The following is a 13,993-nucleotide window of genomic DNA, read 5'->3' on the forward strand; positions in this document are numbered from 1 at the left end:
CCTTACCGCAGACGTAACCAATCCGCTCAACCTTGTAAAAGGTAAGCAATTTTCCCTGATGCAAATCGGGATGTGATTTTGCAATTAAAAGTTAAGCTGCAAGTAATTCCTGTTCATACTTCATCATCTCATTGAGATTTTTGAAGTAGGTTTGGGAGATTTCTTCAGGACTGAAAGCGGTCATACCAATAAGCTCTTGGGTACGGTGATTACCTTGCCAATAGCCGACCCATTCTCTTAATGGTAATACCCATAAACAGCGTTTAAGAATATTATTGAACAGCTCACCATTAGACTTTTGACGGTTATCTGACATAAAGGCAGCTTGATTGGCGTAATGTAGGGCGTATTTATTATCACATTTATGATGAACGCCACGATGTAAATCACGAAATCTTGCATTGAAGGATTCAGCAAGATTATTGTTGATGCCTTGATAGCTATACGCTTCTTGGTGATTGACTGACCAACGTGTGTAGTGAAAGTCTAAACCTGAATAAGCAGGGTTTTCATCACACATGATATGGCTGCCACTTTTAACAAATTGATGATTCATTTTCAAAATGGTCTCGGCACTTTCACTGTAATCCATTGCAACAAGGGTGCGGTTTGAACCCCACAGATTTTCATCGTTGGAGGCTCGTTGGCTAAAGTTGATAATACAGCGTTTAGTCGGGCGGAATTTGGGAAGTTTTGTCTTTTTGTCTCTCTGTTTATATCTGTTTTTACGGAAATTAGGTTTTCTGAGCCTAAAGTTTATCCACGCCCCATCTTCGTGAATTTCGCCTTGTAATGGACTTAAATCACGAGTTTTGAATAGGGTTTCACGCAGTTTATGACACAAAACAAAAGCGGTTTTGTAATTGATATTTAAGTGACGGCTCATTGTGATAGCGGAAATACCTTTTACGCTATTGACAAATAGGGCGATGGCAGCGAGTAAATCAACGAGCGGTAATTTATGAAAAGCAAATACCGTATTTGTTGTGATGTAGAAATGACGTTTACAATGTTTGCAGCACCAACACTTACGAGATTCGAGGAAATAAGCGTGATGACGAACACCACAATGTGGACAACACACATCACGGATATTATCAGGGTTTCCCCAACGATTTGCTTTTAAAAGTTGAAAGGCTTCATCTTCGCTTAAACGGAAGATTTTTTTGAGATTTAAATTCTTAGATTTGCTAGAAAGCAGATAGTGCTGTGCCATAAGTATTCCTTGTGTGTACAAGGTACTCAAAGCCAAATGCCAGATATAAAAAATCGCCCACCTGAATTTTCAGGTCGGCTCAAAGCGTTTTGATTGCTTCGAATACCTAGCATAAGCACCATAGGAATGGCGAAATTTGATAACTCACTAATGAAGTTATCTGGTTTAGCGGGGCTTTAGCCCCAAACCGTAATGAAACGGCATATGTACGCCTTACATAACAAGCATACATTCTGTAAAGAGTGTTCTAGCAAATTTTATCTTCAAAAACTTGAAGTATTTTTGATTATAGAGTGAATTATATAGATATTCAACCTTAAATAGATAAAGAAAAGGCAACGAATAGCGCTGCCTTTGCTTATATGATTATGAATAATATTGGGGGGCTGAATTAGATTAGACCTAAATTTCACACCATTTTCGCAAGGTTTTAAGCTGCATTTTAGGTGTCCCAACATTAAACCGAAACTCACATTCCTTCAAGAATAAAGGAAAGTTTTTTCGGTTTATTCCATTATATTTTCGAAGCACTCGCTCGGCTTGGCTCCAAAAATTTTCAATCCCATTGATGTGATTCTCTCGCTCAGCAAATACCTCAGAATGATTAATTCGTTCGTGACGAAATTCACTCACATCAAGGGTATCATAACTACGATAAGTATCGGTATAAACCCAGCTATCAGGCTTAATTTTCCTTTTAATAACAGGGAGTAACGTTTCACTCTTGGTATTTTCAACCACGACCGTAAAGACCTTCCCTTGTCGTTTTAATAAGCCAAATACAGCCACTTTTCCAGCCGCTCCTCGCCCCCGTTTTCCTTTACGATGACCACCAAAATAGCTCTCATCTAACTCAATTTTACCCTCAAAAATCTCATCGGCTTCAAGGGATAAATGGTAGTCAATGACTTGACGGATTTTATGGTAAAACAGAGCGGCTGTATTGGCTTGAATACCTAATAAATCTGCAGCTGTTCTTGCTGTCACTTCTGCAACAAAAAATTCAAGCAATTTTCTTTGTATAGATTTCTTTAATTTACAATGGGTTATCTTCATTTTTGTAGTATAGCATTCTTGCTAATCTACTACAGCCCCTTATCAAAAGAGTCAGCTTTATATATAGCAAATTCTTCTATTGATGATTTGCAAAATTCTATCTTAGAGGAGTTTAAGAAAGCCAAAGGATTGGATAAGGCTATTATTGGGTTAAATGTTGCAAAAGTTATCTCAACTAAAAAGTTATTAGAATACGGAGAAGAAAGTTATAAGATAGTAATATCTTTTAAAAGTAAAGCTCCAAATGTTATTTCACATCAAATTATTAATAGTATATCTAAACTAACATTAGGGGCATACGGTTCATATATTGGGATGTCATTAGGCAATTTATTAACTATCCATCCTAGTGGAAGAATTCCTAGTAAGCTTATCTCACCAATAGCATCTATTCTTCTAGGCTATGCAGGAAGTGAGATAGGGGATATTTTAGCTGATAAGGCTTGGGAGTTAGATAGTGAGAGAAAATTGAGAAAATATAATTCTGATAATCTGAAAATAACATATGTTGAAGATATATCTTTGGTTGATGTTAGCACCTATTCATTAGGTGGTTTTTATAAAAAATCTATTAGTAATAAATTTGTTCCTGCACCTTTTGCGGGTGGAATATCAATAGATCAAGCAAGATTTATCGTTAACAATCTAAGAGAATCTTATACTAAAGATATTGATAAATATAGCAAAACTCAAAACAGATTTTCCCTTGCCCTTTCATCAAACGTAACCAAAGAAAAAGAGAAAAACAACCAGTTTGATTATTTTTCTGTAACAAACCGTTTATCGCTCGGTTTCAACAAACAAGCACTTAATGAAAGCACGGAAACAGCAGATTTAGCAGCAACAGCAATAACAACAGATGACACAATGGTTGCTAATCATAACCTTGTTCTAAATAAATCGATGGATATGAAGGCTTATGAATCTTCAAATAAAGCCTTACCAAATGCGAGTCACATAAGAATACCGAGTGTTCAAGGCAGTTCACGTAAAGTACCAAATGATCCTCTTGTTCTCGACCTTAACGGCGATGGAGTGCGAGCGGTCAGTTATAACGAAAAACCAGTATTATTTGATATTGATAATGACGGAGGCTCGCTAGAAGAAACAGGTTGGTTAAGTCATCAAGATGGTTTATTAGTAAGGGACTTAAACAACAACGGCAAAATCGACAATATATCGGAAGTGTTTTCTGAATATTATGCGGGCAGAGCAGGGCGTAATGGCGAAGCAGGTGAAAAGCCTTTTGCTAATGGTTTTGAGGCGTTAAAGAGTTTAGATAGCAATAAAGATAATGTATTTGATAGCAAAGACAGGGATTTTAATGCGGTGCGTGTGTGGCAAGATGCTAACCATAATGGTGTCACAGATGCAGGAGAATTAAAAACCTTATCGAGTTTGAAAATTACCGCTATTGACCTTGCTTATCAAAATGCAGGTGGTCAACTCTTTTTCGGTAATGAATTATTAGCTAAGGGTTATTTTACTCGCAATGGTAAAAAGCACGAAGCCGCAGCCGTCAACTTTTTAGCCAATCCAAGAGGACACACTATTACCAAGGTCAGCGGAGGTAAAAAGACCGTGACTGAAGCTGCTGGGGTGTTAGCCAAAACCAGTAGCTTTACGGCAGATGGCAACCAAGCTCGCACCCTAGAATCGAAAAAACTTGGGGTGATGAACATTCAAGCAGGCAATGGCAACGACACGCTACGAGGCAAAAAAAAAAAAAAAATGATGGTATTGAACATATAAGTAAAATTAAAGAGGGGTATCTTTATCCAGCACCAGTAATAAAAACTAGAGTAAAAAATCTAGAAACAGATGAAGTGTATGAGAATGTATTATCTTTTCAAAACAAGAACTCCAGCCATGTATGCAATGAAACCCTACAAAATATTTGGTGTTATCATTATAGAGCTGATGTACTCACAGGAAAACGTTGGCTAAGATTTTTCCCTAATAATAGATATTTAATAGAAATTGAAGTTCTTTATTCTGATATTAGACAAGCAAATTTAAAATCAAAACTTGTTCTAGGTGATGCACATTTAAAAAAAACATATCGTTTTTAAGGAGATATCATGGGTAATTATATTGTCGAAATTAAATTAGCAGAAGTCGGAACTGAATATACTTTTCAGGAAGATCGAAATGATCATGATAAAGGAGATAAAATCTCGTCAATAGGGGGACATGCTTGGCTTTCTATTCAAGGTTCTGACGGTAAAGTTGAAAGTTTTGGATTTGCTTCGGAGAATGCTAAAGCATTTGATGTAGGAAGAAAAGTTGATGATGACAACCAAGCCTATGTTCACGCAAATACTATTATCAAATTTGAAATTACCGAAGAACAGTATAAAAGATTTACGCATTTTAAAAAAACAGGAGAGTATTCAGGAGGGAGATTTGATTTTAGTAGATATAATCTTGACTCTCATAACTGTGTTACAGCTGTTGCTTCAGCGTTAATTGCAATGGGAGTAAATAAAGAAAAAAATCTTATTAGTCCAAATGAGATTGATCTAACTCATCATTTAACATCTTCATCTTTTTTCGATGATACAAATAATTCGGGTCATATTATTTCAGATCTTTTAATTCATGCAGGAAAAAGTATCAACAAAGCACCTGGATTTGTTGATGATAATTTTGTAGATATTTTAAAAAGAAATAATGTAGAAAATATTGAAGTCACTAGACTTAAAACTCAAACACACACGGAATTTACAGGTGTTGGAATATCAGGGCTAAAAATTAATAAAAAATAATATTTATACAACTGAAAAATATAGACATGGTAAACTTGTAAATACATCCGTAATAGGAACAGCACCAACTACTCCAATTAACAAAACCCCAACCAACAATTTCGACATTTCCACTACCCCAATCCTAGATAAAAAACTCTAATAATGATGCGGTTTCTCTTTCTCCTGCACTCTATGCCCTACTGGACAAAGATATATTAAATAAACATAACGATCCGTTTTCAGTTTCCATGTCGAATATTACCACTAATGGTTTTAGAGTATCGAACTATAATCTCTCCAAAGGTATTTTTGACAATGATAATAAATCCGTCCTTAATGAAAAATATTCTTTTATTAAAGATCCAAAACTGCTTAATAAAGTAAAAGGTTTTGGTTATTCTCGCTTACCTGTCGATCCCCTTATCCTTGATTTAAACGGCGATGGTGCAAGAGCGGTGAGTTATACCGAAAAACCGGTATTATTTGATATTGATAATGACGGTGGCTCTTTAGAAGAAACAGGTTGGTTAAGCCATCAAGATGGATTATTGGTGAGGGACTTAAACAACAACGGCAAAATCGACAATATGTCGGAAGTCTTTTCTGAATATTATGCGGGCAGAGCAGGACGTAATAGCGAAGCAGGTGAAAAGCGTTTTGCTAATGGTTTTGAGGCGTTAAAAAGTTTAGATAGTAATAAAGATAATGTATTTGATAGCAAAGACAGGGATTTTAATGCCGTGCATGTGTGGCAAGATGCCAATCACAATGGCGTAACAGATAAGGGAGAATTAAAAACCCTTAAACAATTAGGCATTACCGCTATCAAATTAGATTATGAAGAGAAAGGCGGACAACTTTTTAATGGCAATGAATTATTAGCAAAAGGCAGTTTTACTCGCAATGGTAAACAACAAGAAGTGGTGGCGGTAAACTTTTTAGCCAACCCGAGAGGACATCGTATTAGTAATGCCAATGGCGGTAAGAAAACCGTGACGGAAGCCTCGGGTTTAATTCAGGGCACGACAGGCTGGACAGCTGTGGATGATGTCAATCGGGATTTAAGTGCGGCTAAATTAGGCGTTGAAAATATCCAAGCAGGCAATGGTAACGACACGCTACGAGGTGATGAGCAAGATAACTGGCTTGCTGGTGGAGGCGGCTCCGATACTTTCTTTGGCGGTGATGGTAATGATGTGTTATTGATTGATGGCGATGATTTACCACAAAATATTCACGGCGGTAATGGCGATGATATTGTGCAAGTGGTGGGCAATAAAGGGGTCAGTTTAGACCTCGGTGCGGCTGAAGTTGAAATTGCTCATGGCGGACGAGGCAATGATGTGTTTGTGTCTTCAGGCAATAGCTCCGTTTTTGTGCGTGGTGGCGATGGTAACGATGTGATTGTGGGCAGTATTGCCAATGATGCCCTATCGGGTGAAAACGGTGATGATTTTATTTCAGGCAATGCAGGTAAGGATTTAATCCGAGGACATCGAGGCAATGATCGTTTATTTGGCGATGAGGGTGATGATGTGCTGTTCGGTGGCTCTGACGATGATATGTTATACGGCGGCGACGGGGCAGATACCTTGCTTGGTGAAGGTGGTGATGATTATTTAGATGGTGGTGAGGGCGAAGATATTGCCGAGTTCTCGGGTAATTTTGCTGACTATAAAATCACTAAAATGGGTGATGGCTTATTAATTAGCGACACCAAACAAGGACGAGATGGTACGGACTTTTTACGCAATATTGAGAAGCTGAATTTTAAAGATTTGACTGGCTATGCCGCACCTTCAACAGAAACAGAATGGGAAAACCCAATGCCTGTGGAGGATATTCTCTATCAAGACAGCAAAGGGCAACGTTTTGATGGCTCACACCCTTACATTATTAAACAATCACAACTCTTAAAAAATGATATTGATGTACAAGGCGATAAAATCAGTATTTATCAAGCATCCAATATTCGAGGCGGAACATTAAGAGAACTGGAAAATGGCGATATTGAATTTACGCCAACGAAGGGCTTTAAAGGCATTGCCAGTTTTGAATATTCTATTCGGGATGCAAAAGGTGTTAAGGCAATTAGGACTAATGCTCAGGGAGAGCTAACAGGAAAAGTCTATTTAGTCCCACCGCACTTACCGCAAGACCCTGATATTATTCGCCAATATTATTTAGAGTCGGATAATATTCTGCCCGTTTGGGAAAATTATACGGGTAAAAATATTCGCATTGGACAGTTTGAGCCAAGTGGACCTTTCTCTGTGGCGGAAGAAGTGGCTGATTATCGTCACCTTGAATTACGCAATCAAATAGATAAACAATGGCTACATGATTACGAATATAAACGCCAAGAAGAAGACAAAGTATTCAGCAAACACGCAACTGAAGTGGCTGGGATTATGGTGGCAGAGCGTAATGGTGAAGGTGGTGTGGGTATTGCCTATAATGCCAAAGTCGCTAGCCATTGGGTGGGGGCAAGTGTAGCAAGTTTAGATAAAATGAAACACTATGATGTAGCCAATCACAGCTGGGGGCACACGGATAATTTTAGACAACAAATCAATTTTTCCGATAAAACCAAAACCATTTTTGATATTTATAAACCTGCCTTAACGGAAGGACGTAATGGCTTAGGCACAGTGATAGTTAACTCCGCAGGCAATGAACGACAAAAAGGCGGTAATACTAACTATTCTGAACTCACTAATGTACGTTATGGTATTGCGGTTGCTGCCGCTCAACAAAACAATGCTTTTGAAACCAGTATTGCCCCCTATTCAAATCAAGGAGCAAGCATTTTAGTCACCGCTCACGGCTCTAACGCTTACTCAAGTTCGCGTGAAATTGTCAATGAAAATGGCTCAACATTAGGCGAAGAATATGCTCGCAATAATGGGACGAGCTTCTCTGCCCCTGTTGTTTCAGGCATCGTTGCTTTGATGTTAGAAGCTAATCCTTATCTTGGCTATCGTGATGTACAGGAAATTCTTGCCCTCACGGCTACAACAAAGGGCATTACAGATAGTCAATGGCAACGTAACGGTGCGAAAAATTGGAATGGTACGGGGATGCACGTTAGCCACGACTATGGTTATGGTGTTGTTGATGCACAAGCTGCAGTGAGATTAGCCCAAGATTGGCATACACAACATACTTATGACAATGAAGTAAAATTAGAGGATATTTATAAATCAGGCAATATCAATCAAGCTATTGAAGACAATAATGGCAGACAGTTCTCTGTTAAGGTGGAAAACACGGCTTTACAGCTTGAAAATGTATCAGTAAAAGTCAATTTAACCCATTCTCGTGCTAGTGATTTAATCATTAAGTTGATTTCACCTTCAGGCACAGCCTCCTTATTAATGAATAGACCTGGAAAAAATCCAAATGAAGAGGATGGTCACGGTGATACAACATTTGGCACGTCAAATACTTTAGATTTCCGTTTTAACACCGCACTTTTAAAAGGTGAAGACCCTAATGGGCAATGGAAACTACAGGTTTTTGATGTAGCAACAGGGCAAACAGGCACATTAAATCATTGGTCGTTGAGTTTTTATGGGCGAGCTTATGGAGCAGGCGATACTTACGTCTATACCAATGAATTTCATAATCATCAAATTGGTAATACGCTTAATGATACCAATGGAGGAATAGATACTATTAACGCTGCTGCAATGGATGGGGTGATTGAAGTTAATCTTTCCACGGGTAAAGCAAATTTGGCTGGAAAAGCCTTAACCATTAATAATCCAGCACAAATTGAAAATGTTACAGGGGGCGACTATAACGATAAGCTGACTGGAAATAGTGCTATTAATGTGCTTATTGGTGGACGGGGACACGATACATTATCTGGACTAGAAGGGAATGATATATTGGCGGGAGGTTTAGGGAATAACCGCTTAACGGGTGGTCAAGGTAGCGATACGTTTATTATTGATAAGAAAGCCAATCGCCAAGATGTGATTACAGATTTTACAGTGGGGAACGACCGCCTTGTTTTCACAGGATTTAAGACCTTTTCTTGGACTAAGCAACAACATGGGGCTGATACCCTGATTTCTTTAGGCAGTGGACAAACAGTGAGGTTAAGCAATGTTCAAGCCAGTCAGCTGACTGATAACAATATTGTGGTGACCGAGGAAGTGTTTAAACCTTATTGGTTAAATCAAACGGGTGGCTATGGATTTTCAAATAGCAATGAAGAAGTTGCTTTGCCTGATTTTGGTGTAGCCTTTTGGGGAACGGAGGGCGAAGACCGTCTCTTCGGTGGGAATGGTAACGACATTCTTCGGGGAGGAAAAGGCAATGATGTCATTGTCGGTGAACACTCGGCAAACTCAGTCTCAGGTGGCGATGATATATTGTATGGCAATGACGGCGATGACCGCATTTTAGGCGGTGGTGGCAATGACACATTATACGGCGGAACAGGCTCCGACTATTTAGGAGGCGGAGAAGGCAATGACATTATGTATCTTGAAGGAGATGATACTGCCCTATCGTCAAGCTATCGAAATCAACAATATACGACATTAAGCCAATATAATAACATCAAGTTTAGTTGGGCAAGAGCCGAGGGCGGCAAAGGCAGTGACCGTTTTGTAGTGGTAAAAGATACTTCACCAAATGCCTCTCAAGGTCTATTGAAAAACCTGATTTGGGATTTTGATATTAATGACAAAAACGAAAAAATTGATATTTCGCAGTTTAATAGTGTGAATACCATCAACTTTACGAGTTTCTCGGTAAATAATGAACTCTACACAAGAGTTTGGTTAGGTGAAGCTAAAGCTGGTACACAGTATATCACATTAAAAGGTGTGAGAGCCGATCAGCTAAAAGCGGATATGTTTATTTTCTCCAAAGAACAAGCAGATTTACCACAGCTTAAGCAACTTATCACTGGTACAAACAAAAACGACAAACTCACAGGCAATGCGGTGGGCAATCTCATTGATGGCAATGCAGGTGCTGATATCATGTCAGGTGAGTTTGGTGACGACACCTATATTGTGGACAACACAGGAGATAAGGTGATTGAAATCAAAGATGGTGGCTATGATATTGTCAAGTCTTCCGTCAGCTATACCCTATCAGCACACACCGAAGAACTACAACTCTCTGGGTTAGCCTCAATTAATGCGGTAGGTAACAGTGAAAATAACCGATTAGTAGGGAATTCAGGTAATAACCGTTTAGATGGTAAAGCTGGGTTTGATACCATGATTGGTGGTGCAGGGAATGACACCTATATTGTCGATGATCATCTTGATAAAGTAATTGAAAAAGAAAATCAAGGCACAGATACAGTAATTTCTTCGGTTTCCTACACCTTGTCTGAGCATGTAGAAAATCTACAACTAAATGGTAATAAAGCTATTTCGGGGACGGGTAATGAACGTAACAATTCCTTGAAAGGGAATGGAGCAAATAACCGTTTAATCGGCTATGGCGGAAATGACACCTTAAATGGCATGAAAGGTAATGATTTCTTGATGGGCGGCAAGGGTAACGATACTTATCTATTTAATCGAGGAGATGGCATTGATAGCATCTATGATGAACAAGGTACAGATACGCTACGTTTTAGCAATGTTGAACACAACCAACTTTGGTTCCGTAAGCTAGATACAGACTTAGAAATCAGTGTCATTGGTACAGATGATAAAACCATTATTACTGATTGGTATGGTAAAAACTATAAGATTGAAAAGATTGTGGATTCCAATAGTAAGACCTTAAGTCATAGTAACGTGGATAAGTTGGTAAATGCGATGGCTGCATTCTCGCCACCTGCGGCAGGGCAGATTTCATTACCAACAACACTTAGCACAAGCCTTGAAACGGTTTTAAGTGCGAATTGGAAATAGGTATTATCTATTCAAGCCTCGTAGCTCTTAATATAGTGCGAGGCTTTTTATTTAGTTAATAGTCGCTTGGCATAATCCACTTCGGCAATCGTGCCAAAACGGATAAGGCTTTCAAGGCGGCATAAAATATCCGTAATATCGGACATAAGGATTTTCCCCGTAGATAAATAAGGCTATTGTGACGGGATTTTGCAGAAAATGAGACAAGCGAGGAGTGTGAAAAGCGGAATAACAAAAAGGGCTTGCGCTCTTTCGATTATATGCCTGGGAAGTATGTCTATAATAACAAAAATCACGCTACTGTAATCTGCCCCCTAAAAGTTGGACTAACCATCCAACTTTTGGAGCAGATCAAATATAAGGCTTTAAACCACTTTTACCAACTATTTTTCTACTATACCTAACTTTTTGGAGGTGGATAAAACGACCGCGCTTTACGTTGGTTAACGGTGATTTCAGCTAAAAATCACACGAACGTTATTCGTCGCTATTTTCAGAAAAACGCTCAATTCGGGCGCCAAGTCCACGCAGTTTATCTTCAATATGCTCATATCCGCGATCGATATGGTAAATACGATCCACAATGGTTTCGCCGCTTGCGATACAACCGGCTAACACTAAGCTGATTGACGCGCGTAAATCAGTTGCCATCACTTCCGCACCGGAAAGATGATCGACGCCATGGCAAATAGCGGTATTGCCTTCAATTTCCGCTTTTCCACCCATACGGATCAATTCCGGAATATGCATAAAGCGGTTTTCAAAAATGGTTTCCGTGATAATACCGGTTCCCATCGCCACCATATTTAACAAGGTAAATTGCGCTTGCATATCAGTTGGAAAGCCCGGGTAAGGCGCGGTACGAATATTAACCGCTTTTGGACGATTGCCTAGCATATCCAAGGTAATCGTATCTTCTGTGACGTCAATTTGTGCACCGGCTTCACGCAGTTTATCAATAACCGCATCTAACGTATCCGCCTTGGTTTTTTTACACACAATACGTCCACCCGAAATCACGCCGGCCACTAAGAAAGTTCCCGTTTCAATACGATCCGGCACCACATTATGCTCACAGCCACCCAAGCGCTCAACGCCTTCGATAGTAATAGTATCGGTTCCCGCACCACTAATTTTAGCGCCCATTTTATTTAAGAAAATTGCGGTATCTGTAATCTCCGGTTCACGTGCCGCATTTTCGATAATCGTCGTGCCTTTAGCCAAGGTCGCAGCAATCATAATGGATAACGTTGCTCCAACACTCACTTTATCCATCACAATACGCATACCGACCAAGCGGTTATTAACGTAGGCTTTTACATAACCGTCTTCCAATACGATTTGAGCGCCCAAACGTTCCAATCCGCTAATATGCAAATCCACTGGTCTTGCGCCAATGGAACAACCGCCCGGTAAAGAAACTTGACCTTGTTTAAAACGCGCTACCAACGGTGCCAACGCCCAAATAGAGGCGCGCATGGTTTTGACTAATTCGTAAGGTGCAACGAAATGGTTAATTTGAGATGCGTCCAAATGTACCGCGCCCTGCTCATCACGTTCAACCACAACCCCTAATTGGCGTAAAATTTTTAATGTCGTATCAATATCTTTTAATTCGGGAACATTGGTCAACACAACCGGTTCTTCCGCTAAAATCGCGGCAAACAAAATCGGTAACGCGGCATTTTTTGCTCCTGAAATATCAACGCTGCCTTTTAAACGAGATTGACCGTAAACACGAAATTTTTGCATAATTTTTTCCTGTAATTAATTGACCGGATTGAGTAAACGTTCACGTTTCCATTTTTCTACACTAAAGGTTTTGATCGTCAATGCATGAATTTCACCTGTAGAAAAATAATCCATTAGCGGAGCATAAATTGTTTGTTGCTGTTTTAAGCGCGATAATTGCGCGATCTCATCACTCACAACAATCACACCAAAGTGCGCATTTTCCCCTTGTACATAAACTTCATCAAGGTTAAGCACCGCTTTCAAAATTTTTTCAATTTCTTGAATTTCCATTAATTCTTACCGTTAGATTGTACCAATGGCGTTATCCAATCGGATAAACCAAAAAGATCTGCTAATGTCATTAATTGAATAGGCGGATTTTTTATCTGCAAACGATTTTCTGCACCTTGCAGCTGCTGACAGTCATGGATAAAATCACACAACAGCGCAAAACCGGCACTGTCAATTCGTGTAATTTCCGTTAAATCCCAAACAATATTTTGTTTTGCCAGTTTTGGTTGCGATAAAAAAGAAGTACGCTGCGACCACAGCGGCAGCAACGTGTCACGAGATAGCTCCCCTATTAATCGGGGAGTAATATTATCATCATTTTGTAATAATTCCCAATGTAAACTTTGGCTGTTTCTCATCGGATTATTTACCTAAAGTAATGGGCTGAGCGGCTGCTTTTTGAATATCGACAGTTAACCCATCAATGCCTTTTTGACGAATAATCGGTGCCCATTCTTGTTTTTTGGTTTCTACCACACTACGACCTTCCGCCGCCATGTCATATACTTGCCATTGCCCTGTTTTGCTATTTTGACGCCATAAGAAGTTTAATTTCACCGCACTTTCTTGTCCTTTCGGTTGAATTTCAACCAAAATATCGGCAAATGTTCCTTCTAATTTACGTTGCATAATTTTTAGTTCTTGCCCTTCATACAAAGTCAAAGATTGCGCATAAACTTGTTCAATATATTTATCCAACGCCGCAAAGAAATTATTTTGCTGATCTTTAGTGCTGGATTTTAAGTTTTCATTCCCTAAAATTAACGAGCCTGCGTATTTCACATGAACATAAGGCATAAGATCTTGACGTACAAGTGTTTTTAGAAAACTCGGATTTTGTTTGATTTTTGCTTCATTTTGATTGATATGAGCAAAAAGTTTATCTGACAAAGTTTGTGTCAAGGATAACGGATCATCCGCCGCCATGGCATTTTGCATAGCAAAAAGTGCGGTCAAAATGAACACGGTTTTTGCTAACCATTGATTTAATTTACGTTTTAACATAGATTCCTCCAGATTTAAAAAATATTAAATTGCTTTCCAAAAAGGCATTG

The 13,993-nt window shown here is 39.0% G+C and carries 9 protein-coding genes; 3 read left to right on the plus strand and 6 right to left on the minus strand.

Annotated elements, in window-relative coordinates:
* Positions 1-91: 91 nt before the first annotated feature.
* Entirely contained in the window at positions 92-1,216 is a 1,125-nt protein-coding gene (locus CFY87_RS04445; protein WP_094946050.1) for an IS1595 family transposase, read from the minus strand.
* A gap of 402 nt (positions 1,217-1,618) precedes the next feature.
* Positions 1,619-2,272 (minus strand): IS1595 family transposase, encoded by a 654-nt coding sequence (locus CFY87_RS04450; RefSeq protein ID WP_094946051.1) that lies wholly within the window; start codon positions 2,270-2,272, stop codon positions 1,619-1,621.
* Here CFY87_RS04450 and CFY87_RS11920 point away from each other — a divergent pair.
* From CFY87_RS11920 to CFY87_RS04465, 3 genes are all read left to right on the plus strand, one after another.
* The gene (locus tag CFY87_RS11920; protein ID WP_094946052.1) at positions 2,258-4,024 is read left to right on the plus strand and encodes a hypothetical protein; all 1,767 of its coding nucleotides are present in this window, start codon (positions 2,258-2,260) and stop codon (positions 4,022-4,024) included. The genes CFY87_RS04450 and CFY87_RS11920 overlap by 15 nt on opposite strands.
* Before the next feature lie 329 nt (positions 4,025-4,353).
* On the plus strand, positions 4,354-5,040 hold the full coding sequence (locus CFY87_RS04460) for a hypothetical protein (RefSeq protein ID WP_094946053.1): 687 nt from the start codon (positions 4,354-4,356) through the stop codon (positions 5,038-5,040).
* A 230-nt stretch (positions 5,041-5,270) separates the two neighbouring features.
* The gene (locus tag CFY87_RS04465) at positions 5,271-10,913 is read left to right on the plus strand and encodes a S8 family serine peptidase (RefSeq protein WP_272896438.1); all 5,643 of its coding nucleotides are present in this window, start codon (positions 5,271-5,273) and stop codon (positions 10,911-10,913) included.
* A gap of 477 nt (positions 10,914-11,390) precedes the next feature.
* Here CFY87_RS04465 and murA read toward each other — a convergent pair whose 3' ends face one another.
* The 4 genes from murA to CFY87_RS04485 are packed head-to-tail and all read right to left on the minus strand — an operon-like array spanning position 11,391 to position 13,943.
* On the minus strand, positions 11,391-12,665 hold the full coding sequence (gene murA, locus CFY87_RS04470) for a UDP-N-acetylglucosamine 1-carboxyvinyltransferase (protein WP_094946054.1): 1,275 nt from the start codon (positions 12,663-12,665) through the stop codon (positions 11,391-11,393).
* A gap of 15 nt (positions 12,666-12,680) precedes the next feature.
* Entirely contained in the window at positions 12,681-12,938 is a 258-nt protein-coding gene (locus CFY87_RS04475; RefSeq protein ID WP_094946055.1) for a BolA family protein, read from the minus strand.
* Positions 12,938-13,297 (minus strand): STAS domain-containing protein, encoded by a 360-nt coding sequence (locus tag CFY87_RS04480; RefSeq protein ID WP_094946056.1) that lies wholly within the window; start codon positions 13,295-13,297, stop codon positions 12,938-12,940. The genes CFY87_RS04475 and CFY87_RS04480 overlap by 1 nt, the downstream gene beginning before the upstream one ends.
* A 4-nt stretch (positions 13,298-13,301) precedes the next feature.
* Positions 13,302-13,943, minus strand: a complete 642-nt coding sequence (locus CFY87_RS04485; RefSeq protein WP_094946057.1) for an ABC transporter substrate-binding protein — start codon at positions 13,941-13,943, stop codon at positions 13,302-13,304.
* Between the last annotated feature and the right edge of the window lie 50 nt (positions 13,944-13,993).

This window comes from Actinobacillus seminis (genome assembly GCF_002263215.1).
Lineage (GTDB): Bacteria > Pseudomonadota > Gammaproteobacteria > Enterobacterales > Pasteurellaceae > Actinobacillus_B > Actinobacillus_B seminis.